The organism is bacterium (genome assembly GCA_035529855.1).
GTDB lineage: Bacteria > RBG-13-66-14 > B26-G2 > WVWN01 > WVWN01 > WVWN01.
In genome coordinates this window covers 1-24419 of sequence record DATKVX010000063.1, presented here as the reverse complement: position 1 = coordinate 24419, position 24419 = coordinate 1, and the positions used below count along the sequence as shown (strand labels likewise).

Genomic DNA, 24419 nt, shown 5'->3' with positions numbered 1-24419 from the left:
GGCGGTGGATTGGCGGGGCGAGTAGGGCGTCGTTTGCTGGCGGGCGCCGTTTGGTTTTCGTGCTGGACGCCGACGCTCGCGCGGGCCACCGCCGTAGCCGGCGAAGTATACGACGTGCGTACGGGGACCGTCGTGGCAGGCGCGAGGGTCGCTTTGGGGGGCGAGGCCGCCACGGCGGGCCGGGACGGCCTTTTTAAACTGGTCGCCGCGCCGAGGAAACCGTCGCATATCGTCGCGACGGCGCCCGGGTACGCCGTTACCGTTATTGAATACCTCCCCGTAGCGCCGGCCCCGCGGGAAATTTGGCGCAACGTCCCGCTTATGCCGAAAGCTACTGCGGGCCGGTACGACGGCGACTTCGTTGACCTTTTTTTCGATAACGCGTCGTTGGAGGAAATGGGCGACGGCTACCTTACGGTTCGCCGGTTTGAAGGGCTGCCTTTGCGGATAGGTATTACCGGCGGGGGCCCGGGCGAGAAGGCCGACGTCGTCCAAAGGATGGAGCTTTTGAACGAGCGGTGGGGTTTGAGCATTTTGGGAGTATCCGACGAGGGAGAACCTTCTATAGATTTGAGGTTCGTTAGCGGTGACGAAACCGTTTCGTTCGGATATAGCGACGGGCATCCCGCAGCTACGTTTCCGGAGGGTACGACGGCCGAGAATTTAGACCTGGCAGAGGCGTTTTTGCGACGCGTTGTACTAACAGGGCAGCTCGAAGGTATAGAAGTAACGGCGGAGGGGTTACGGGCGGATATACCGGTGGCCGAGGATTTAAACGCCGTCGTAGAAATAATTTACCGGGAGCCGGGCGATTTTAACTACGCGATCTTCAAAAGGCGACCGCCGGCGCGGTTCTCGATTTTGACGGATTTGTATCTGGGCGTCGGCGGTTACAAGCGACACGGCGTCGCGGACGGCGAAGGTCGGCCGGTCGATTTCCCGGTGGAGTATCAACTGGGGCAAATTACCGTAGCAGGGGGAGGCGCTTATCGCGGCGTTTGGGCTAAAGCCGGCCTTTGGTTCGCCGGGATATGGGACGTCAACGCGGAGGAGTTGTTCGCTCCCGCCGCAGGGCCTACGGAGAGGGTATTACGTCGCAACTTCAGTACGTATTACCGCGGCGGGGTTTGGCTCGAGCCGGCACCGGGTATTAGGCTGGCGCCGCTCGCGGGTTACAGAACGTTGTCCGTGCGGGGGAAGTTTAAAGGGGCGGAAGACAACGCCGCCGCCACAGCGCCTTTGGATGTAGACTATACGACTCGTTACGACGGCTTCGAATTAGGTTTGGGCAGCGACGTCGCTTTCGGTTGGTATAATTTAGGCCTCTTCGGCGAATACGCGCGGGTCTTCGCTAACCGGCCTTTTAATTTGGCCGAATTCGGCTTCGGCGCGGCCAGCCGCGTCGGCATGGGTACGTTTGCGTACGTCCGTTTCTACTGGGGCGAAACTTTAAAGTATACCTTCGGCGGTTTGGCGATGAGGTTAGCGGTACCCTTATAAAGGAGGCCCGGCACGAGGTTAAGTTTGCGATGACCGGCAGAGCGGAAGGTAAAATAATCCAAATTATCGGGCCCGTCGTGGACGTGGAATTCGACGCGGATACTCTCCCGCCGATCCGCAACGCGATAGAAATACCGCGGCGCGAAGGCGGCGTCCTTACCGCGGAAATCGAACAGGCGTTGGGCGAGAACCAGGTCCGCTGCATTGCATTAGGACCGGTCGATGGCCTGGTCCGCGGCGACGCCGCGTACGACACGGGCGGCCCAATAACGGTACCGGTAGGACCGGGCACGCTGGGGCGGCTTATGGACGTCGTCGGCGAGCCCATCGACGGCCTCGGGCCCTTAGAGGCCGACGAGAAGTTGCCGATCCACAGGCCGATACCGCCTCTGACCGAACAGGATACCAGGTCCGAGATGCTCGAGACCGGTATTAAGGTCATAGACCTGCTCGAGCCCTTTTCCAAAGGGGGCAAGACCGGTCTATTCGGCGGCGCCGGCGTGGGCAAGACGGTTATTATTATGGAGATGATCCACAATATCGCGACGGAACACGGCGGGTACTCGGTCTTCGGCGGCGTCGGCGAGCGGACGCGCGAGGGCAACGACCTGTGGTTGGAGATGAAGGAGTCCGGCGTCCTTAACAAGACGGCGATGGTCTTCGGCCAAATGAACGAGCCCCCGGGGGCGCGTTTTCGGGTGGGGCTCACGGCGCTGACGTTGGCGGAATACTTCCGCGACGTCGAAGGTAAAGACGTTTTATTGTTCATCGACAATATCTTCCGATTCGTGCAAGCCGGTTCGGAGGTCTCTACGCTGCTGGGCCGGATGCCGTCGGCGGTGGGGTACCAACCTACGTTGGGTACGGAGATGGGCGAGTTCCAGGAGCGGATTACTTCTACGACGAGGGGTTCCATAACCGCCGTGGAGGCCATCTACGTGCCGGCGGACGACTACACCGACCCGGCGCCGGCCACGACCTTTTCGCATCTCGACGCCGTAACGCAGCTGTCGCGCCAGATATCCGAGCTCGGCCTGTACCCCGCGGTCGACCCGCTCACGTCTACGTCGCGCATCATGGACGCGCGCGTTTTGGGCGAACGCCACTACCTGGCCGCAAGGCGGGTTCAGGAGATATTACAGCGGCATCGTGAATTAATAGATATTATAGCTATTTTGGGTATCGACGAGCTGTCGGACGAGGATAAGGTGGTCGTAAGGCGCGCCCGCCGCATACAGCGTTTCCTCAGCCAACCCATGTTCGTGGCGGAAGCTTTTACGGGAAGGCCCGGTTGCTACGTTAAATTGGAAGATACGATCGAAGGTTTCGAGAAATTAACCGCCGGCGAGTTCGACGAGCTCCCCGAGCAGGCTTTCTTTTTGGTCGGAACCATCGACGAGGCCGTAGACCGGGCGAAGAAGCTTTCGAGCGGGCGGGCGTAAAAAAGGTGGGGGCGGCGTTTGAAGGGGAAAATAGTTAAAGTCAGGTCCGCTATGGCGACGGAGCTCGACGACGTCGCGGCTTTCTGCGCCGGTAGGGGGAAGGACCCGAAGACGCGCGAGATTAAGCGACGGCGCCGCTACTGGCTTCAGGAAATGGCGCCCCGCGGCCTTAAGGTGCTCCTGGCGCTCGAGCCCCGGCCTCCCCGGTTCGTAGAGGTCGGCGGCGAACGCATAGGCCGCGACGAGTTGACGCTCCTGGCGGACGGTTTGGTGGTGGGGCTTTTGGAATACGTGCCGATCGAAGAGACGCTGTACCCGGTGGAAGGTCGAGGGTATTTATTCGTAGATTGCCTGTGGGTGATACCGCCGTACGTAGGCCGGGGCGTAGGGCGCGCGCTGATGGACGGCGTTATCCGGCAAGCCCGGGGCAGCGGTAGCGGCGTAGCTACCGTAGCGTGGCGCGGCGCGGCTCTAGCCGACGATTCGCCTTATATGCCGGCGGCGTTTTTCCGCTCGTTCGGCTTCGAAGCCGTGGAGGAGGAAGGAGACCGGGTATTGATGGCCGTGTCGTACGGCGCCCGCGGTAAGCCGACTCTCGTTCCGCCGAGCGCCACGGAAGACGAGGGGATTACGTTCCTGTGTCATCCCAGTTGCCCGGCGAGCCTGTGGGCGGCGGAAGAGGTCCGCGGAATTTCCGACGGGGTCGAAGTTGGTAGAGTAAACATAGTGGAGCTCGAGGGAAAGGAAGGTTCGCGGCGCGTCGGTGCGTTGTTCGGCGTGTGCGTCGACGGCCGCTGTACCGTGAACCGGTTGGCCTTCGCGCGCGACGTAAAAGACGAGTTAAACAGGAGAGAAGCCGATCGCCCTACCGACGGAACTGGACCTTAGCCTGGTGACGCCCATGGCGGTGGAATTCCACGGCCGGGTGACCTCCGTAATCGCTCCCGGTACGGAAGGGTACCTGGGCGTATTGCCGGGTCACATCCCGCTAGTGACGTCTCTCCAACCGGGGACCGTAACGGTCGCCGCGGAAAAGCGGCGGTACAAGTTCGACGTGGGCGCCGGGTATATGGAAATAACGCCGGCCTCGATTATAATAATAGTGGAGTCGGCGACGCCGAAACGCGAGGGGAAATTATAGTGACGACTTCGAATAACGACGGGGTTTTTGCTGAAAAGGTCCGCCGCGCGATGGGCGAATCCGACGTTTTCTTGGCCCACGGCCTGGCCGCGACGGAAGAGAAGATCGCGGAGCTTTTGGGCGCGGATTTACCGTTCATATCGGAGGTACTCCGGTACGCGGCCGGTTCCGGCGGCAAGAGGTTCCGGCCGCGGTTGACGTTGCTTTCGGCGGCTACGGCCGGTCTCGAGCAAACTTGCGTCGCCGGCCTCGCCGCCTGTATGGAATGCATCCACTTGGCCACGCTACTGCACGACGACGTAATCGACGAAGCTAAGACGCGGCGCGGCCGGCCGGCTACGCACCGGCGTTTCGGCAATCACCTCTCGATTTTGGGGGGCGACTATATATTGACGCGCGTATTTCAATACCTCGTCAAAGAGGTGAGGAATTGGGAGGTGCTCGGCGTCGCCGTCGCGACGACGAACCGCATGGTGGCCGGGGAGTTCTTGGAGATGTGGCGCCAGGGACGCCTCGACGTCGCGGAAGAAGATTACGTCAAGATGATTACGTTGAAATCCGCGAAATTGTTGGAGGCCTCCTGCCAGGTGGGCGCCATAGCCGCCGGGTACGACGGGTGCGAGTACGGGGCTTTTACCGACTACGGTTTGAATACGGGCATTTCTTTCCAAATAACGGACGATTGCCTCGACCTCGCCGGGAAAGGCGAGTTGTTGGGGAAGGACGGGTTCGCCGACGTTCGTTCCGGGAAGATCACGCTTCCGGTAATTTATGGGTTAGCGTCGCAGCGCGGCCGTGACGTGGGTGCCGCGGTGCAAGCTATATGGGAGGGTGAAACGGCCGAAGAGGAACTCGTGCGTACGTTAAGGGAAGGCGGCGCGTTTGAGAGGTCGCGCGCCGTGGCCCGGGCGTACGCCGAAAAAGGGAAAGATGCCCTCGTGAGCGTACCCTCGGGAGAAGCGCGGGACTTCTTGGCGGCTATGGCCGATTGGACGTGGTGCCGCCAGTACTGATTCCGCAATCCGCTTTGAGAAAAATATTTACTTTTTTATCGTCGCGCCGCTTGGCGGTGTTTTTAACGTTGGCGTTAGGCGTCGTTGCGTTAGTCGGCGCCTTGGTTCCGCAGAATAGGCCGCCCGAGTATTATGAAGCACATTATAAAGAATGGGCTTATAATGTATTGAATACAATAGGGTTAACTGATGTCTTTAAATCGTGGTATTTTATAGGGATTTTAATATTTATCGCCGTAAGTTTGGCCGTTTGTACGGGGCGGCGTGTTTCGGCGGCGTTCGCCGCTTTTAAGGTTCGACCGCCGCGACTTCCATTTGACGAAGGGACGTTTTGCCAAACCGAGATAGGCCCGGAAACGGCGTTTAAGCCGGTTATCGCTGCGCTCCGCCGTTTACCTTTCGATTCGTTTGAGGGCGAAGGTATCTTCTACGGGCGGCGCGGGCGACGTGCGCTAATCGGCGCGCTTTTAATTCACGTCGGCCTGTTGTCCGCTTTGTTGGGAGTTTTACTGGGGGTATTCGGCCGCCGGGACGAAATTTTCGTTTTCGAGGGACAGCGGTTGGCGCTACCCCGTACGTACGGCGAGGGTTTCGAGATAAAGGCCGACGCCGTCGACGTAGCCGCGGACGCGAATACCGGCAAAGTTCTATCGTACCAAACGAAAATAAATTTATTACGTAACGGCGACGAGGTTGCCGCGGGAGAGCTCGAGCTTAACAAGCCGCTTCGTTATCACGGCCTGGCGATATACCAATCCGATAAAGCGTCGGCCGACGCGAAGGGCCTTATACTCGAGGAGCTCGTCCTTAAGAAAGGCGCTGCGGCCGACGACTACGGCGGCGCTAAATTTTCTTGGGAAGTAGGGACCGAAAGCGGCGACGTGACTATGGTCCCGGGCGAAACCGGCGCGCTGGGTACTACCGGCCTGACGCTGCGCTATGTCGAGTACTTCGAGCGTTTTTACGCGTCCGAGGCCGGCGTCGGCGACGACGGCGCTGACTATAACCCGGTGGCGTTCGTCGAAATCGAGAACGTTGAGGGGGAGAAGGCTAAAGGAGTTTTATTTAAATTGTACCCGGAGCGGTCGTTTATTCGAGCCGACGTTCCCGACTTCACCGCGAAATCGGTCCGGGTCGATTACAGCGGCGACGACGGCCCTTGGCGCGCGGCGCGGCGAGAACACATTTTAGCGTCCGGTTCGTACGTCGCGGTCGCCGGCGAAACGATGAGAGTGGTAATGGCGGGAGGGGAAGGCAGCGACCTTAGCCAACGCGCTTTGGAAGGCGTAATCGAACGGCGCGGCGGCGCCGAGGAGCGAATAAAATTCCCATTCGGCGCCGGCGTTACCGTCCGTACGGACGACGGCGATAGAATATTTAGATTTCTGGGGAGTAGGACCGCGCCCGTTACCGCTTTGACGGTTGCCCGCGAACGGGGCCTCGCCTTTTTCTATGCGGCTTGTTTGCTCTTTTCGGCCGGCGTCGTAGCGGCGGCGCTGTTGCGGTACGACGAGTTAGTGGCGTACGTGCGGGGCGGCCGCGTGTACCTGGCCGCGCGCTCGAGCAAGGGCGCCGGCGTGCTCAGGCCGGCCTTCGACGCTTGGGTAGCCGGCGTGAAAGAAAACGTATAAAACGATGCGGGTTAACGTAATATGGGCTTTCGTAATCGCGGTGTCGGTCGCGGCCGCATCGGCCGAGGACGCGGGAAAGGATTTTCCAGGCCGGCTGGAGTTCGTAAAGGGGGCGGATTTAAGCGGGATTTTCGAGGGTGTAGCGGTTAAGGTCGACAGGCCCATGTCCTGGCGCACGTTCGTGCGCGGACGCTATAGGCTCCTTAAAGGGCGGGGCCGCGTCGGGGAAGGGGACCTCGGCGACGACCCGGACGCGGCGGTTTGGCTCGCGATACTGGACCCGGAGTACCGTCGAGACGGCCGCCTGATATTCGTGGAGGGGGGCGACGTACCCGGCGTTGCGGACGATAGGTGGCTGTCCTTGAGGGAGTTCGAGGGCGACGTCATGCCGGGCATCGTACGTAACCCGGAATCCTTCGGCGGCGGCGACGCCGAACGAGCGATTACGGACATCGTTGGTAGGGCTACGGCGTTGCACTGGTTATCGTGGTCCGGTTTGCTCGTCATCCCGGGTTCCGACGTGGCGGGGTGGCGGCCGGTCAACGCAGAAAGTCTGGTTTGGCGGCGCGTCCGCGACCTGAACGAAGCTTACGAAAGACGCGACGCCGCGGCTATGCGGGAGGCGGCCGGGACTTTGGCCGTCGCCTTAAAGAGGCAACCGGGGTACCCGCCGCGGGAGAAGTTATCGCTCGAGAAGTATCTGGATAAATACGCCGTTTTGAAAATCGGTTTCGGCCTATACGCCGCGTCGGCGTTGCTTTTCTTCGTATGGGCTGCACTCGGCAGACGCCGCGTCGCGGACGCCGGCGCTTGGGCGGCGCTGGCGGGGTTCGCTCTCGTGACGGTCGTTTTAGCGGGACGCTCGGTAGTCGCCGGCCACTTACCGGTCGCCGGTACGTACGAGCTTTTATTGCTTTTTTCGTGGAGCGTCGTATTATTCTTCCTCGTTTTCTATTCGAAGACGCGGGGAGCGTTCCTCGGCCTGGTGCTTATGCCGGCGGCCGTGATAGTCGTCGTTGCCGCGTCGTTCTTTCCTTCGGACGTGGAGACGCAACTGGCGCCGGCGCTGCGGTCGGGATGGTTTACGGCGCGCGGTATAATGGTTAGTTTAGGCGAAGGGGCGTTCGCCGTTGGGTTCGCGGCCGCGGCTTTGCGGCTTTTTAGGTCCGGCGCCGCTTCTAAAAGATTCCCTTCCGGGGATGCCCTGGACGGTATCGAGTACCGCGCGATGGCGTTGGGATATCCCTTGTTCGCGGTAGGGGCGTTGGTCGCGGGTGCGATTTGGGCCCAACAAGCCCGCGCGGCATGGTGGAACTGGGAGCGCAGCGACGTGGCTTCGCTGGTCGTCTTCGCCCTCGCGACGGCGTATCTGCACGCTCGGGGCGCGCGCGGTTGGCGGGGGAACGGCGCCGCGGCGTTGGCGGTTTTAACGTTCATCGCGGCGGTATGGGCGCTTTTCGCAGGCGCGGTATTCGCCGGCCGGCCTTCTCACGGCCTTTAATCTATAGGAAGTTTGACGTATGAAGATAAAGAAGAGAAAAGAGAAGCCCATACTGAAGCGGGCCAGGAAGCCGGCCGAGGCGGCGGCCGAAACCCGTTTTAAAAGGATCGTAAAACCCTTCGTCGAGCGGTGGAAGGTTATCGTAGCCGTGGCCGGCGGCGTTGCGGTCGTCGCGGCCGCGATAGGCGGTTACGGCTGGTATCGCCGGGACCGCGAGGTGCGGGCCGCCCGGGCGTACGCCGGCGTCCAGGAGAGGGTAGCGGCAGAAGTCAAGAAGGCCGCGGAGGCCGCGGGCGAGGAGGGGAAGTTGGACGAGGATAAGCTCGCGGCCAAGACGGCGGCCGAACTCGAGAACCTGGTAGAACGCTTCGGCGATACCGGGACCGGCCGGGGCGCGACGTACGAGCTGGCATCCTTGTATTTCGACCGCGGCGAGTACGAGAAGGCGCGCGAGCTGTTCGTTAAAGTCGAGGCGAAGTCGTCGGGTTTGGAGAACGTGCTGGCGGCCATAGGGGCCGCGGATTGCGAGAAGGCGTTGGGTAACTACGACGCGGCCGTCTCCAAATACCGGTTAATATTCGATAATCACCGCGGCGAGTTCCCGTCCGTACCGGTGGCGATGGACTTGGCCGAGTGTTATCGCGCAACCGGGAAGTTGGAAGAGGCCGTAAAGACCTACCGGTACGTCCTCGATTACCACCGCCTTTCGCCGTACGCCGCGGAGGCGGAACGGGAGCTGAGGAAGACCGAGGCCGTGCTCGCGGCGAGGCGCGGACCGCTTTAACGAGCTCGACGGTCGCTACCGCTATCGGCCTCGGCGCCTTTGGATACGGGGCGGTAGGGTTAAGCCCTCGGCCCCGGATATATATTGAGAGTATAGCGTTAAGGGCCGCGCCGTTACGAAGCCGCGGCGTAAAAAATTATTTGAGGTCGTTTTCGACGCCGGTTTAAATCGATAAAAAACACCGGCCGCGGCGATGTTGACGCGATGCCGTTCGTCGTTTATAATATTATATTAGAATACTCAGTGCCGGGCGTTTTATAAGTTGACCGGTTCACTGGGTGCTCAGACGGAGTTGCCGTGAATACCACGCACATTTCGGCCAAAGGTCGGCGTCCTTTCATCGGCGGCCAGGCGGTCATCGAGGGTGTGATGTTCCGCTCGCCTCACGCGTACGCCGTCGCGGTGCGAAACCCGGCGGGCGAAATCGTAACGGAAGCCCGGGAGCACGCATCGCTTACTTCTAAGTCGCCTTGGAGGTTGCCGTTTATACGCGGCGCGGTGGCTTTGTACGAATCCCTCGCGTTGGGGTATAAGGCCCTTATGTTTTCCGCGGAAATCGCCGAACCGCGCAAGGAAGGCGAGGAACGGAAGAAGGCTTCCTTCTGGGAAAAAGCGGGCCTCGTGGCGTTTTCGCTGGCGTTCGGCTTGTTGCTCTTCGTCGGCGTCCCGTACGGCGTGGCGTATCTTCTCAAAGGGCCGCTAGGCGTTACCGCGGAAGGGTCCGTCGTATTCAACCTCGTAGACGGGTTGTTGCGGGTGGTCGTGTTTTTGGGTTATTTGCTGGCGATCTCGATGCTAAAGGACATCAGGAGGATGTTCGCCTATCACGGCGCCGAACACAAGGTCATCAATACGTACGAGCACGGCCGCGAGCCCCGAGCGGAAAACGTCCCGGCGGCGAGCCGTTTCCACCCGCGCTGCGGGACGTCCTTTATAATCGTGTTACTTCTGATATTAATAGTTTTCCATTCCGTCGTCTTCACGCTGCTGCCCGCCGACCTCAACTTTTTGACGAAGTTGCTGGTCCGATTAGCCCTCATAATCCCGATCGCGGGGGTGGCGTACGAGCTGATACGTTTGGGGAGCCGCTTCCCCGATAATAAAATAATAAACTTTTTCCTCTTGCCCGGTATGCTTACCCAATACCTAACCACCCGCGAACCCGACGGCGATATGGTCGAGGTAGCGCTGTCGTCGTTTCGCCGGGTGCGGGAGGAGGAGGACGCCGCCGGAGGGCCGCGCGAAGCGGGGGATTGATTATGGCGAACCTTTTGAAAACGTTGGAAACCGCCGAGGACGAGTTGGCCCAAGTGAACGACAAGCTCGCCGACCCGACGGTAACCTCGGACCACAGACGCCTGGCCGAGTTGGGCCGGCGCCGCCGGGAGCTCGACGACCTCGTAGCCGCGGGTAGGCGGGTCCGCGACCTCGAGCGCGAGATCGCCGATACCCGTGCCATAATGGAGGGCGACGACGACCCGGCGATGAAGGACCTCGCCCGGGCGGAACTCGAGAAGTTGAAAACCACCCTCGACGAGGCGGAACAAATTTTCCGATTGCTCCTTCTGCCCACGGACCCGAACGACGAGCGGAACGTCATCGTCGAGATACGCGCCGGAACCGGCGGCGATGAATCGGCGTTATTCGCGACGGACCTTTTCAAGATGTACCAGCGGTACGCCGAGCGAGCCCGGTGGCGGGTCGACGTAATGAACTCGCACCCGACCGGTATAGGCGGGTTTAAAGAGATAATATTCGGCGTGGAAGGCCGCGGCGCGTACTCGCGTTTGAAGTACGAATCCGGCGTACACCGCGTCCAACGGGTGCCGGAGACCGAGAGCCAGGGCCGCATCCACACTTCCGCGGTTACGGTGGCGGTCCTGCCGGAAGCGGACGAAGTGGATGCCGACGTCGCGCCCGAGGACTTACGCGTCGACGTCTTCCGTTCTACCGGCCCGGGCGGCCAGGGCGTAAATACCACCGATTCGGCGGTCCGCATTACGCACCTCCCGACCGGGGTGGTCGTAACCTGCCAGGACGAGAGGTCGCAAATTAAGAACCGAGCCAAGGCGATGAAAATTTTACAGGCCCGGTTGCTCGCGAAAGCGCAGGGGGAGGCCGACGCCGAGCGCGCCGATAAGCGGCGGTCCATGGTGGGGACGGGCGACCGGTCCGAGCGGATCCGCACGTATAATTTCCCCCAGAGCAGGGTGACGGACCACCGCGAAGCGTTAACGCTCTATCGCCTACACGACGTTTTAGACGGCGACTTGGACGAGATAATAGACACGCTGGCCGCGGCCGACCGCGAGAAGATGCTCGCCGCGGCGGAGTAATTATGACGTCGACCTGCCTTAATACCCGCGAGGTAGCCGCCGCGACCGCCGGCCGCCTGCGGGAATGGGTCGAGGCGGAGTTGGCGCGGGGGGCCGTACCGTCGCCGCGGAGCGACGCCGTCGCGCTGACGTCGTACGTATGCGGATGGGATGCGGGTGAACTCGCCAAACACGTTCGGGACGCGGTACCGACGGACGCTTTCGAACGGGTGGCTGCTCTTACCGGCCGCCGCGCCGGAGGGGAACCGCTCCAGCTGATAACGGGTGCGGCCCCGTTTTTAGAGTTGAGCTTAGCGGTGGCGCCGGGCGTCTTTATCCCGCGGCCTGAGACCGAAGGCTTGGCCTTGCGGGCCGAAGAGTCCATCGCGGCCGAGGACGCGCCGGTAATAGTGGACCTCTTCGCCGGCGTCGGGCCGGTAGCCGTCCGGCTGGCGCGGCGCCGCCCCGACGCGCGCGTCGTCGCGGTGGAGCTCGATGAGAGGGCGTCGTCGTTGCTCCGGGACAACGCGTCGGCGTACGGCGTACGGGTAGACGTAATAGTCGGCGACGTAAGGGACGAGGGGTTTACGTCGCGGCTCCCGACGGCGGACCTCGTCGTAGCCAACCCGCCGTACGTGGAGACGGCGATTATACCGACGCTGCCGGCGGAAGTGCGCGATTGGGAGCCGCGGGCGGCGCTGGACGGCGGCGACGACGGCCTATTTTTCTATCCGATTATAGCCGCCTTGGCGGCGAAGATTTTGCGCGACGGCGGCGTCGCACTGGTAGAAATAGGCGAAACGCTCGGCGATAGCGTATCCGATATATTCAGTGCGGTCGGCGACGTGGAAGTAGGCCATGACCTCGCCGGCCGGGATAGGTACGTACGCGCGCGCAAGGGGACCGGTATTTAAACTATGCGCCGTTTCATCCAACTGCTCGTTTTCGCGGCCGCGGCGTCGTCGTGGGTCGTCGGTTGTCGACCGGGCGAAAAGAAGCTGGAGCGGGTCGACGTATACACGCAGTACCACGGCGTTACTTTCGTCGAAAAATTTAAAATTTGGGCGACCGGGCCGGACGAACTAGTAAACAGGGATGCTTTTTACGAGCCGGAAAACTATATCTACGACGGCTCGGCCGTCCATTTGACGGCGCTGCGCGGCGAGACCGAGGCTTTCCAGTTAGTAGTAAACGCCGATTACGGCAACGTAAACGACGTCGAAGTGGAGGTAGGGCCGCTGGTCGGGCCCGGCGAAGCGCAGATCGGCGCCGACCGCATTTCGGTTTATTTCGAATACTACCTTAAGGTAGAGACGCCGAGCGACTACCGGGGCCTCGCGGGGGATGTTCCCGACGCGTTGCCGCCCCTAACCCGGCCCTTCGACCTCGCCAAAGCGCAGGCGCAACCGTTATTCGTAGTGGTCGACGTTCCCGGCGACGCGAAAGCGGGGAAATACGCCGGCGACGTAGTGGTCCGGGCAAGGGGCGCCGAAGCGCAGAAGCTGACGTTGGAAGTCGACGTGCTCGCCGAGGCGCTCGAGCCGGCGTCGTTACCTCCCGCGTTGCTCGAGCCGGACTACCGCGCCGTCGCCGCGTGGGAAGAGGGTAAGCCGGAACAGCCGGTTAAAAAAGATAAGTTACAGCCGTATTTGGACTTGTTCTCGAGCCGGGGCGTAACCCCCCTCGACGGCGGATATTCGCAGCGCCGCTTGACGGCGAGCGCGAAGAAAGCCGCCGAGGCCTGGGCGGAAGCGGGCCGGGCGTCCGGCCCTACGGTCTTTTACTTATCGCCCACGGCCGAAGACGCCAGGCCGGACCTCGAGGCAATGGCCGAGGAGTATCAGATACTCTACGACGCGTTCGGCGGTAAAAAACCGGCGGCGCCGGTTATTTGGCCGGCGTTCGAGGGAGGTTCGCCGTCGCCTTTTACGGAAGGGGCGGCCTCGGCGGCGTGGTGGTCCGATTTAGCGAAGGCCGCGTCGGCGTGGCCGGGTAAACCGGTTTTGGCCGCGGCGACGTCGCCGTATCGCGGCGCGCCGGGGGTGTCGCTGTCGGGCGCGGTATCTTACTGGCTGCCCACGTTCCACGACGTGGCGGTTTGCCCGGAGCGTTATCAAAACCTGGCCAAAGGCCAAAAGTACTTCATCCGCGCCGATGGCTCGGGCGGTGACCTCCTTGACGGCCGCCGGGCCGGCGCGCGCCTGATTTCGTGGTACGGCTATCTGTGGGGTGCGGAAGGGGTAGCGGCGCTAGCGCCGCCCCGGGACGCGGTGCGCCCGAATAATCCGTGGTTGGATGACCCTATGGCCGGGACGGCCGCGGCGTTCGGTAATGGCCTCGGGGCGTGGGTTTACCCGGGAACGCCCGCGGGAGCGGAAGGGCCGGTCTCGTCGGTTCGCCTCGAGCTGCTCCGCCAGGGCCTGGAGGATTGGGCGCTTTTCAAAATGGTCGAAAAGAAGCGGGGCCGCGAGTACGTCCGTGAGCGGTTGCAATCGCTATTGCCGTACGCCATAGACGACTTGGCCGACGTTTCCGCCCGCGACCTGGGCAATAACCAGATATTCGAGTTGCGCCGGGCTTTATTGGCGGAGCTGAGCGGCGGCGCGTCTATAGGGCGCCCGGTCAATGTATCGGGCCGCGTCGCAGATGCCGCGGGTAACCCTTTATACCACGCGCGCGTCGGTAGTGGGGATTTCGGCGTGTTCACCGGCGGGGACGGTTCGTACTCGCTGCGGTTCAAAGAAGGCGGGAGTGCTTTACAAGTTTCGGCGTCGGGTTTCAGGGGCGGCGATACGCGCGGGGGCGGCGTTACTCTTTACCGTGGATTAAAAGGCTTATTGCCGGTCTTCGACTTCGAGGCGGGTATCGACGGGGCGTTTTGGCTGAGCGGCGACCAAACCGACGCGCTGGCGGTAGTGGAGGAACGCGACGTCGTGCTCGAAGGCGAGATCGCCCTCGCCGCGGAATTCCCCTGCGGCCGGATAGGCCGGATCGTAAACCTGTACCCCCGACTCAAAGATTTTTCCAAACATCACCGCCTCGAGTTCGCCGCGTACAACCCCAACGATTTTATAGTGGATATATGGCTGCTCCTTTTGGACGACGAGACGCTGGACGTCGACCGTCAGTTCCGGCGTCGTATCTCACTCAGGCCGCGCGCGTGGACGCGCGTCTCGTACCGGATTAAATATTTAGACAAGGCGGGGGAGCCGAAGTTCGACGCCAAACGGGACGGTTCGTACGTAATCAAGACGGCCTACCGCCCCAACCTGGCCGGTATCGTGGGCGTCGGCTTCGAAGCCGACGGCCTGGCGGCGTGCGGCGGTAAAGGAAACGCTAAACCTTATAAGGTACTAATCGACGACGTGAAACTCGTCGCGTTCGAGTAGTACGTCCTCGCGATGCGGGTCATATTAGCAACGAGGAACGTCGGCAAATTGGCGGAAGTGGCGGCGATCGTCGGTTCGGCCGCGGAGGTCGCGGGGTTCGAGGCTTTGGCGGGAACGGAGCTGCCGCCCGAGGAGGGCGCGACGTACGAGCAGAACGCGCTCGCGAAGGGGCGGGCCGTGGCGGCGGCCGCCGGCGTCGCGGCGTTGGCGGACGATTCGGGGTTGGAAGTCGACGCGTTGGACGGAGTGCCCGGCGTACGCTCGAGCCGGTACGCGGGGCCCGCCTGCGACCCGAAAGCCAATAACGAGAAGTTGTTGCGCGAGCTCGACGGCATACCGACGTGTGAAAGGGGGGCGCGGTTCGTTTGCGTCGCGGCGTTGGTAACCCGCGACGGCCGCGAACGGCTCGCCCGGGGCGAGGTCGAGGGGCGGATAGCGGAAGCCCCCCGCGGAACCGGCGGGTTCGGTTACGACCCGCTGTTCATCCCCGCGGGTTACGAACGAACGTTCGCCGAAATGGCGCCCGAAGAGAAGAACGAGATGAGCCACCGGACTAGGGCGTTCCGAGAAATTAAAAAATACCTTAAAGAGATATAACTCCCAGGCAAGCGACGATAATAAGGGAGGTTCCAATGAAAGCGGTTATACCGGTAGCGGGCCAAGGTACCCGCCTCCGCCCTCATACCTATACCGTCCCGAAGGCGATGCTACACGTCGCCGGGAAGACTATAATCGAATACATCGTGGACGAAATCTCTTCGGTCGAACCCGACGAGTACGTCTTCATTATAGGCTACCTCGGCGACAAGCTCCGTGCTTTCCTCGAGAAGAAAATCCGTAAGCCGGTTAGTTTTGTCGTCCAAAAGGAGACGCTCGGCATCGCCCACGCGCTGCGCGAAAGCCGTGATTACTTGGGAGACGGCCCGGTTCTCATCGTATTGGGCGATACTATTTTTCAGGCCGACCTGGCCAGGATAGTGAAAAAGGGCGTCTCGGCCATCGGCGTGCGGGTCGTGGATGACCCTCGGCGCTTCGGCGTCGTCGTGCTCGACGGCGAACGCGTGATGAAGCTCGTTGAAAAACCGCAGACTCCTATTTCCACGTTGGCTATAGCGGGCGTTTATTACGTGAGCGACCCCGAGCTGTTGGTCAAGAGCCTGGACCGCATCGTGGAGGAAGATATCAAGACGCGGGGCGAGTACCAACTCACCGACGCCCTCCAGTTAATGGTCGACGCCGGCCACGAGATAGAGACTTTTCCCATAGAGGGGTGGTTCGACTGCGGCGAGCCGGGCGCGCTGCTCGAGACTAACAGGGCCCTTTTGGCGCGGGTGGAGGAGGTGCCCAAAAGGCCGGGCTCCATAATTATCCCGCCGGTGTGGATAGACGAGAGCGCGGCCATCCAGAACTCGATAATCGGACCCAACGTTTCGGTAGCGGGCGGCGCCATAGTGAAGGATTCCATCGTCCGGGACAGCATCGTAAGCGAGTACGCCGCCGTCGAGAACCTCATCCTCCAAAGCTCCATTATAGGCGACCGCGCGACGGCTCAAGGGAGACCGGCATCTCTTAACGTGGGCGACTCGTCTCAGGTTGAATTAACGTAAGCAGACGTTTAAACCCGTGGCCTCTTGTCGCCGTCCAATAGGAAAACCCGCGTTCTAAGCAGGGAAGGGGGACGGGCGAGGTGACCGTCGCAATGGCGAGAGTAGCGCAAAAGAGATTCGTACGATGCGGCTCGGCCGTAGTCGTCCTATTCACGGTCGTCGCGGGCTTGAGTTGCCGCGTTACCGAGAACGAAAGGCACCTGTGGCTGTCTTCTTCCCATATTTATTATCCGGGCGACGACGTAATCGTGGAGCTGCAGAGCCACGGCGTGGATGAGGTCGATATGGCGGCCTACTCCCTCGACCTCAAGGCCGCGGCGGAGCATCCCGATCTGGATTTACATTCCCTTACGGGGATAGACTTCGCCGGCTCCGACCCCCTATCTACGTGGAAAGAGGAACTAGACCGCGGATACTACTGGGATTACCGGGACGTGAACGTGCCCGTAAAAGAAGAGGGAGCGTACGTCGTGACCGCGTCGGCCGGAGGGGAAGTGTCGGCGGCGCTCGTGGTTATAAACAGAATATCGCTGGTGGTTAAAACCGACAACGACACCCTTATGGTATACGCCGCGGAGCGTATGTCCGGCGAGCCGCTCGAGGGCGTCGAAATACTCACGGTACCCAAAGTAGCGGACGAATTGTATACCGACGCCGACGGCCTGGCGGTCAAGGACGGGATAGTTTTACCGGAGGAAGAATCGAGCTTCCTGGTCCTCGGTCGGAAGGGCAACGGCGTCACGCCGTGCGACTCGTACTTCGGTTATTATTCCCCCGAACGGTACAAGGGTTACACTTATACCGACCGGCCCGTGTACCGGCCTAATCAGATAGTGCGTATGAAGGGGATACTCCGCCACTACGTGGGGGAGGAGTACCGCAACCTTCCGGACGAGAAGGTAACGGTAGAGGTCAACACGCCGTCGGGCGATACGGCCTTCAAGGCGGAGTTGACGACGTCGGCGTTCGGCTCGTTCGCGGCCGAGTTCACGCTGGGCGAGGAGCCGCCGCTGGGTCGGTACTATATCAATACCCGTTTCCGCGACCAGCAATTCTCGTCCTACTTCGACGTCGAGGAATACCGTAAGCCGGAGTACGAGGTGACGGTTACGACGCACAAGGATTACTACCTCGCCGGCGACATATTGACGTTCGACGTTACCGGGCGGTACTACTTCGGCGAACCGGTCGCCCGGGCGGACGTGGATTACGCTATTTATCGCCGGGCGAAATATTATTACGGGTGGCGCTCCTATCGCTACAGCTGGTATTACGACTACGACGATTACTACGACTATTACGGCTGGGAGTACGTTGCCGACGGCGCGGGCCAACTTGACGACGACGGCCATTTCCGCGGAACGTTGGCGGTCGAGGCCGAACTCCCGTACGATTACGATTACCGCGTCGACGCGGTGATGACCGATGCCAGCCGGCGCGAGGTTACGGGGTCGGCTACGGCGCCGGTGTGGCGAGCGGGGTTGGCCCTTAATGTTTATATGGATAAATATTTTTACGAACCGGGCGACGCGGCCGTTATAACCTTCCAGAGCCGCGACCCCCTCGGTACGCCGTACCCTGCCGACGTCTTGTTCGAAATTACGACCCAAAGGTGGGAAGAGAGCGGGAATACTAAACACGGCCGGTGGCTCGAGCAGACCTTGGTAAAGGACGAACTCGGCATAGGTGCGAGCGGGGAAGGGCGCTACCGCTTCGTCCCCGACGAGGTCGGCTACTACACCGTGAAGGCCACGGCCTTCGACGACGCCGGTAACGACGTCGATTATACGGCGACCTTTTACGTCGCCGACGAGAGTTATTACCACTCCTACTACTCGGGCTCGGGCGTAACGCTAACGCTGGACAAGGAATCGTACGCGCCGGGCGACGTCGCGCTCGCGATGGTCCAAACGGATAAGGCCGGCAGCGGCGTGCTTTTGACGGTCGAGGGCGACGAGTTGTATCACGCCCGCGTCGTACGGCCCCAGGGCAATACCGCGCTGGTGGAGATACCGATAGAACGTAGCTTCGCGCCGAACGTTTACCTGAACGCGTATATGGTCGCGGACGATTCGTTCACGAGCGCGCAACGGGACGTCGTCGTACCGCCCGAGGACCGTTTCTTGAGCGTAGAGATAATTCCCGACAAAGATACGTATAAACCGCGGGAACCGGCGACGTTCTCGGTTCGGGCGACGGATTGGCGCGGCGCGCCGGTGGTCGCGGAAGTGTCGCTCGGGGTCGCGGACGAATCCGTGTACGCCATCAAGCCCGAGGCGGCCCCGGACATCCGCCAATTCTTCTACGACCGCCGCGGCAACTACGTCTCGAGTAATATGTCGTTCTACTTCTCTTCGTACGGGTACGGGTACGCCGAGACGGGGGCGATGGGCGGCGGCGCGTTAATCGACGAACTGGCTTTCGAAGAAGCGCCGGCCCGGGGCGCGCCGATGGCGAAGAAGGCGGGTAAATCCAAGGACGGCAACGGCTACGTCGAGCCGGTGATACGGGCGTACTTCCCCGACACGGCTTTCTGGGGGCCGCAGCTCGTGACCGACGAGACCGGCGAAGCGACGGTCGATTTCGCGATACCCGATAGCCTCACGACCTGGCGCGCGACGGCGCGCGCGGTAACGACGGATACGCTGGTCGGCGCCGCTACGAAGAAGGTAATCGCGCGCAAGAACCTACTCGTACGCCTCGAGACGCCCCGGACGCTGACGCAGTGGGACGACGTTATAATTTCCGGCGTAGTGCACAACTATTTGCCGTCGGCGCAGCGCGTCAAAGTAGAGCTTCGGGCCGGGCCCGAAATCAAGATTAGGGGCGCGACGGCGAAATACGTAACGATGGCGGCCGGCGGCGAGGCCCGGGTGGATTGGCCTTGCTTCGTCGAGGGCGTCGGCGAAACGACGTTTACGGCGTCGTCGTTGACGCGCGTCGAATCCGACGCGATGGAGCTTAAAGTACCGATACTGCCGCACGGCTTGGAGTACAACGTGGCGTCGGCGCGCGCGGAGAACGCGACGTTCGCGGAAACGGTTACGGTTCCGGACGACGCCGTAGCGGGGGCGACGGTATTGGAGGTCTCGCTCGCGCCGTCGCTGGCCGGGACGATGCTGGACGCGTTAGCGTACCTGGCGGGTTACCCGTACGGCTGCGTCGAGCAGACGATGAGCCGCTTTTTACCGACGGTATACGTCGCCCAGACGCTGCAGAAACTCGGCCTTGAGAACGACGAGCTCGAAGGCGAGTTACCGAAGATGGTCAAGGCCGGCGTCGAGAGGTTGTACAATTTCCAACACGGCGACGGCGGTTGGGGATGGTGGACCGAAGACGAGACCCACCCCTTCATGACGGCGTACGTGTGCTACGGCCTGCTCAAGGCGCGCGAGGCCGACTTCGACGTACGGGACGACGTGCTGAGCCGCGGCCTGGATTCCTTGGCGGACCAACTGGACGGCGTGAAGAAGGACGAGCGTTCGACGTATCTGTACATGTTGTACGTCTTGGCGGAAGCGGGCCGCGAAGACGGGGAAGCCGAGCTCGTCGACGCCTTTAGGAAACGCGGCGATTACGACCCCTACGAGCTCTCGTTGCTGGCGCTCGCGTTGGCTAAGAGAGCAAAGACGGCCGAAGCGCAAACCGTGGTCGAGGACCTCGACGAGTTGGCCGTTAAAGAGGGCGGCTTCGTTCACTTTACCGGCATCGGCGAATGGCATTATAGTTGGCAAGACAGCCCCATACAGACGACCGCCACGGCGCTCCGGGCCATCGTCGCAACGCGGGGAACCGACGACGAGAACTTGGAGGGCATCGTACGGTGGCTGTCGCTCAAGCGGCGCGGCAACTACTGGCGCAGCACGCAGGAGACGGCGGCCGTCGTCTTCGCGCTGAGCGATTACCTGGCGGCGACGCGGGAACTCGAGGGCGACTACGTCGCGCGCGTTATCGTCAACGACGCCGAGGTGGGCTCGCTGGCCGTCACTCCGGGGAACGTAGCTTCGGCCAAACTGCACCTCTACCTCAAGGACAAGGACGGCGCCGTCAAACCGGGCACCAACGACGTTAGCGTCGAAATCGACGGCGTCGGGAAAGCATACTATTCGACGTTGTTGACGTATTTCAAACAAGAAGACGAGATTGCGCCCGTGGACGAGGGTTTTGTCGTGAGCCGGAAGTATTACCGCTTGGCCAAAGGGGGCACCGAGGCGCTCGAGGGTATACCGGATATCGTTCGCCCCGGCGACCGGTTCCGCGTTGACGTAACCTTTACCGTCGAGAACCCGATGGAATACGTCATCCTCGAGGACTATTTCGCGTCCGGCTTCGAAGTGGACGAGGACGCGCTGGGGCGCGATTACTATTACGATTGGTATCGGGGCAACTCCCACCGCGAACGTCGCGACGAGAAGATGGCGTTCTTCTTCACCGAGCTCTCGCCCGGCGATTACACCGTCTCGTACGTCGTCCACGCGGAACAACCCGGCAAACACCTGGCGCTGCCGGCCCGGGCGTCGTTGATGTACGCGCCGGAGGTCTGGGGGAGCTCGCGGGAGGCGTCGTTCGACGTGGCGTTGGAGGCGCTCGAGTAGGCGGGTATCCGTTACGAACAAGTGAAGAAGCCGGCTCGCTCGAGCCGGCTTTTATATCGGGGACGTCATTCCAATATGTTAATATCCGCTCGGTGGTCAATAACGCGCCGAAAAACTAGCGGCGAGCCGCGTACGAAGGCGGAGAGGAAATAATGCGGTTGGATTATGCGTTCTGGCCGGACGTCGAGGATTATCTAAAAAAGGACGACCGCTTATTGTTGGCCGCCGGGTCCGTCGAGCAACACGGCCCGGCGGTAGCGACGGGTATCGATTATATAATCGCCGAGGCCGTCGCGGAACGCGCGGCGGAACGGCTCGGCGTCTACGTGGCGCCGCCGCTCTGCTACGGGATGTCGCTGCACCACGCGGCGTTCCCCGGGACGGCGAGCCTAAAACCTTCATCCTATTTCCACATCCTAACCGATTTGTTCGGCTTCCTGGTAGGGCAGGGGTTCAACCGCGTCGTCGTAGTGAACGGCCACGGCGGCAATGTGCCCACGCTCAAGGCCGCCGCCGCCGAGGTCGCGTACGAGCACGACGGCGCCCGCATTTTAATCCAGAACTGGTACGACCCGCCCGAGGTCGCCAAACGCATCGAAGAGGCCTTCGGCGCTAAGGAGGGGAGCCACGTAACCCCCGCGGAGGTCTCGATTTTAATGTATTTACGGCCGGAGCTCGTGGGTGACGTGACGCAGGTGAAGGCGACCGAACCGGGTCTTATTACGTGGCAGGCTGGCCGGCGCGACATCCGGGATAATTACCCTCAAGGCGCGGTCGGCTCGGACCCGAGTTTAGCGTCGCCCGGAGTCGGGAAGGAACTGCTCGAGCTTGCGGTGGACGGCGTCGCGAAGGCCGCGGCGGATTTGTAGCGGCGATTACTTAATGAAAAACCGGCCGGTCGGCCGGTTATTTTTTGGCGAGTACTTTCTTTAAATATTTCCCGGTGAAAGATTTCCTTTTGCGGGCGATTTCTTCCGGCGTGCCGGCCGCGACCAGGTGGCCGCCCTCGTCGCCGCCCTCGGGGCCCAGGTCGATTACGTAGTCGGCGTTCTTGACGACGTCGAGGTTGTGCTCGATGACGATTACGGTGTTGCCGGCGTCGACCAGCCGCTGCAGAACCGCGAGCAATTTCTTCACGTCGTCGAAATGTAGGCCCGTGGTGGGCTCGTCCAGGAAGTAAACGGTCCGGCCGGTGGCGCGCTTGGCGAGTTCGCGGCTGAGCTTTACCCGTTGGGCCTCGCCGCCCGAGAGGGTGGGTGCCGGCTGGCCGAGCTCGACGTAGCCGAGGCCCACGTCATACAGCGTTTGCAATATCTTTTTAATCCTCGGGTGCGCGTCGAAGAAGGCGAGCGCCTCTTCCACCGTCATCGCCAAGACGTCGGCGATGTTCTTGCCCTTATAAGTTACCTCTAAAGTCTCGCGGTTGTACCTTTTCCCTTTGCAAACTTCGCAGGGTATGTATACGTCCGGCAGGAAATGCATCTCGACCTTGATGATGCCGTCGCCGTTGCAGGCGTCGCAGCGGCCGCCGCGGACGTTGAACGAGAACCGGCCCGGTTTGTAACCTCGCGCCCGAGATTCCGGGAGCTCGCCGAAAAGCCGCCTTATGGGGTCGAAGACCTTGGTATAAGTCGCCGGGTTTGACCGCGGGGTTCGGCCTATGGGTTGCTGGTCGATCTCTATTACTTTGTCGAGGTGGTCCAGGCCGTCGACGTCGTCGTAGGCGCCGGGGCGCACCGGCGACCGATAGAGGCGTCTTTTGAGAACGCGGTACAACGTCTCGGATATGAGGGAGGATTTACCGGAACCCGAGACGCCGGTGACGCATATAAACGTGCCGAGCGGGAAAGATACGTCGATATCCTTGAGGTTATTGTGGCGGGCTCCCCGGAGGGTAAGCGTCGAGCCGTTGCCGGGCCGGCGGCCGGCGGGCGTCGTGATATACGCGTCGCCGCGGAGGTAGCGGCCTGTTAACGACTTCCTCGATTTCTCGATGCGGGCGGGCGGGCCGTAAGCGACGACCCGGCCGCCGTGAATGCCGGCGCCCGGGCCGAGGTCGATTACGTGGTCGGCGGCGCGTATTGTCTGCTCGTCGTGCTCGACGACGACGACGGTGTTGCCCAGGTCGCGCAGGGAGCACAGCGTTTTCAGGAGGCGTTCATTGTCGCGTTTGTGGAGGCCGATGGTCGGTTCGTCCAGGATGTAGGTAACGCCGACGAGGCCGGACCCTACTTGCGTCGCGAGGCGGATGCGCTGCGCCTCGCCGCCGGAGAGCGTGGGCGCCGCGCGCTCGAGGGTGAGGTATTCCAGGCCGACGTCGGCTAGGAAGCCGAGGCGGGCGACGAGCTCCTTTAAAATCTCTTTGGCTATGACGGCCTTGTTGCCCGCGAGCTCCAGGTCTTTGAAGAAGCGAAGCGCGCCGGCGACGGATAGCCCGCATACGTCGGCGACGTTGTTGCCGCCCACGGTCACGGCCAAGGCCTCCGGCCGCAGGCGGGCGCCGTCGCAAGAGGGGCAGGGGTCCTTGCGGAAGAAGCGGCCGTAATAGAATTCGCGGGCCTCTTCCGATTGCGTGTCGCGGTATAGCCGTTTCAAGCGCGGTATGACGCCTTCTATCTCGTGGACGAACTGGTAGACGCGGCCGTCGCGCTCGTAGCGTATTCGGAACCGCCGGCCTTCGCTGCCGTAAAGCAGGACGTCGCGGACCCGTTCCGGCAATTCCCGCCAGGGAGCGTTCAAGTCGAAGCGTAATTGCCGGGCCAGGTTTTCGAGATATTGCCATATGTAGGAGTCGCCGTCCCGTCGGTAAGGAAGGATGGCGCCGTCGTTGAGGGACAGCGTATCGTCCGGCACGACGAGTTCTTCGTCGACCTCGAGCGTGAAGCCCAGGCCGCCGCAGCTCGGGCACATCCCGTACGGGCTGTTGAACGAAAACAGCCGCGGGCTTATTTCGGGGTACGAGATATTACAATCGGGACAGGCGAAATGTTTGCTGAAGACGCGGTCATCGAACCCCTTTTCGTTGAATACTCTGGCGAGCGCCGTGCCTTCGCCGAGCTCGAGCGCGGTCTCGAGCGAATCGGCCAGCCGCCTCGCGAGTTGCTCCTTCATAACCAGGCGGTCGACGACGGCGTAGATGGTGTGCTTCTTGTTCTTGTCCAACTTAATGTCGTCTTCTAACTCGTACTCGCCGCCGTCGACGACGACGCGGGCGAACCCCTCGCGCCGCAGCCGTTCGAATTCGTTTTTGTGTTGGCCCTTGCGGCCTACCACGACCGGCGCCATAAGGTAAAGTTTCGTACCGACCGCGAGCTTGAGCAGCTCGTCCACCATTTGTTCCGGGGCTTGGGCCGCGATGGGTTTGCCGCATTTATAACAGTAGGGGTCGCCGGCGCGGGCGAAGAGGAGGCGGAGGTAGTCGTGGATTTCGGTAACGGTCGCGACCGTCGAGCGCGGGTTCTTGCTGGCGGACTTCTGCTCGATGGCTATGGCGGGGGAAAG

At 61.6% G+C, this 24419-nt stretch carries 17 protein-coding genes; 16 read left to right on the top strand and 1 reads right to left on the bottom strand.

The window, feature by feature from the left end; translation table 11 throughout:
* Window positions 1-9: 9 nt before the first annotated feature.
* The 16 genes from VMX79_06785 (at window position 10) to VMX79_06710 (ending at window position 21787) form a co-directional block, all read left to right on the top strand.
* The gene (locus tag VMX79_06785; GenBank protein ID HUV86801.1) at window positions 10-1500 is read left to right on the top strand and encodes a hypothetical protein; all 1491 of its coding nucleotides are present in this window, start codon (window positions 10-12) and stop codon (window positions 1498-1500) included.
* 29 nt (window positions 1501-1529) lie between these two features.
* Window positions 1530-2942, top strand: coding sequence for a F0F1 ATP synthase subunit beta (gene atpD / locus VMX79_06780; GenBank protein HUV86800.1), 1413 nt, complete (start codon window positions 1530-1532; stop codon window positions 2940-2942).
* Window positions 2943-2960: 18 nt separating this feature from the next.
* Complete coding sequence (locus VMX79_06775; GenBank protein ID HUV86799.1) at window positions 2961-3830, top strand: GNAT family N-acetyltransferase; 870 nt, start codon at window positions 2961-2963, stop codon at window positions 3828-3830.
* Window positions 3831-3843: 13 nt separating this feature from the next.
* Window positions 3844-4083 (top strand): F0F1 ATP synthase subunit epsilon, encoded by a 240-nt coding sequence (locus VMX79_06770; GenBank protein ID HUV86798.1) that lies wholly within the window; start codon window positions 3844-3846, stop codon window positions 4081-4083.
* Window positions 4083-5096, top strand: a complete 1014-nt coding sequence (locus VMX79_06765) for a polyprenyl synthetase family protein (protein ID HUV86797.1) — start codon at window positions 4083-4085, stop codon at window positions 5094-5096. Before VMX79_06770 ends, VMX79_06765 begins: the two co-directional genes overlap by 1 nt.
* Window positions 5078-6727, top strand: a complete 1650-nt coding sequence (locus tag VMX79_06760) for a cytochrome c biogenesis protein ResB (GenBank protein ID HUV86796.1) — start codon at window positions 5078-5080, stop codon at window positions 6725-6727. Before VMX79_06765 ends, VMX79_06760 begins: the two co-directional genes overlap by 19 nt.
* Before the next feature lie 4 nt (window positions 6728-6731).
* The gene (ccsA, locus tag VMX79_06755) at window positions 6732-8228 is read left to right on the top strand and encodes a cytochrome c biogenesis protein CcsA (protein HUV86795.1); all 1497 of its coding nucleotides are present in this window, start codon (window positions 6732-6734) and stop codon (window positions 8226-8228) included.
* Between the two features lie 19 nt (window positions 8229-8247).
* A complete protein-coding gene (locus VMX79_06750; GenBank protein ID HUV86794.1) occupies window positions 8248-9012 on the top strand; it encodes a tetratricopeptide repeat protein in 765 nt (254 codons plus the stop codon).
* A 297-nt stretch (window positions 9013-9309) separates the two neighbouring features.
* The gene (locus VMX79_06745; protein ID HUV86793.1) at window positions 9310-10269 is read left to right on the top strand and encodes a DUF1385 domain-containing protein; all 960 of its coding nucleotides are present in this window, start codon (window positions 9310-9312) and stop codon (window positions 10267-10269) included.
* A 2-nt stretch (window positions 10270-10271) separates the two neighbouring features.
* Entirely contained in the window at window positions 10272-11348 is a 1077-nt protein-coding gene (gene prfA / locus VMX79_06740) for a peptide chain release factor 1 (protein HUV86792.1), read from the top strand.
* A gap of 2 nt (window positions 11349-11350) precedes the next feature.
* Window positions 11351-12241, top strand: a complete 891-nt coding sequence (gene prmC, locus VMX79_06735) for a peptide chain release factor N(5)-glutamine methyltransferase (protein HUV86791.1) — start codon at window positions 11351-11353, stop codon at window positions 12239-12241.
* 3 nt (window positions 12242-12244) lie between these two features.
* Window positions 12245-14716, top strand: a complete 2472-nt coding sequence (locus tag VMX79_06730; GenBank protein HUV86790.1) for a glycoside hydrolase domain-containing protein — start codon at window positions 12245-12247, stop codon at window positions 14714-14716.
* 12 nt (window positions 14717-14728) lie between these two features.
* On the top strand, window positions 14729-15313 hold the full coding sequence (gene rdgB, locus VMX79_06725; protein ID HUV86789.1) for an RdgB/HAM1 family non-canonical purine NTP pyrophosphatase: 585 nt from the start codon (window positions 14729-14731) through the stop codon (window positions 15311-15313).
* Between the two features lie 35 nt (window positions 15314-15348).
* Complete coding sequence (locus VMX79_06720) at window positions 15349-16323, top strand: sugar phosphate nucleotidyltransferase (protein HUV86788.1); 975 nt, start codon at window positions 15349-15351, stop codon at window positions 16321-16323.
* Between the two features lie 92 nt (window positions 16324-16415).
* Window positions 16416-20918: an alpha-2-macroglobulin family protein gene (locus VMX79_06715; GenBank protein HUV86787.1), complete on the top strand. Its 4503-nt coding sequence runs from the start codon at window positions 16416-16418 to the stop codon at window positions 20916-20918.
* 152 nt (window positions 20919-21070) lie between these two features.
* Complete coding sequence (locus tag VMX79_06710) at window positions 21071-21787, top strand: creatininase family protein (GenBank protein HUV86786.1); 717 nt, start codon at window positions 21071-21073, stop codon at window positions 21785-21787.
* Window positions 21788-21824: 37 nt separating this feature from the next.
* Here VMX79_06710 and uvrA read toward each other — a convergent pair.
* Window positions 21825-24419, bottom strand: a 2595-nt coding sequence (uvrA, locus tag VMX79_06705) for an excinuclease ABC subunit UvrA (protein ID HUV86785.1), incomplete at its 5' end; no start/stop codon positions are given.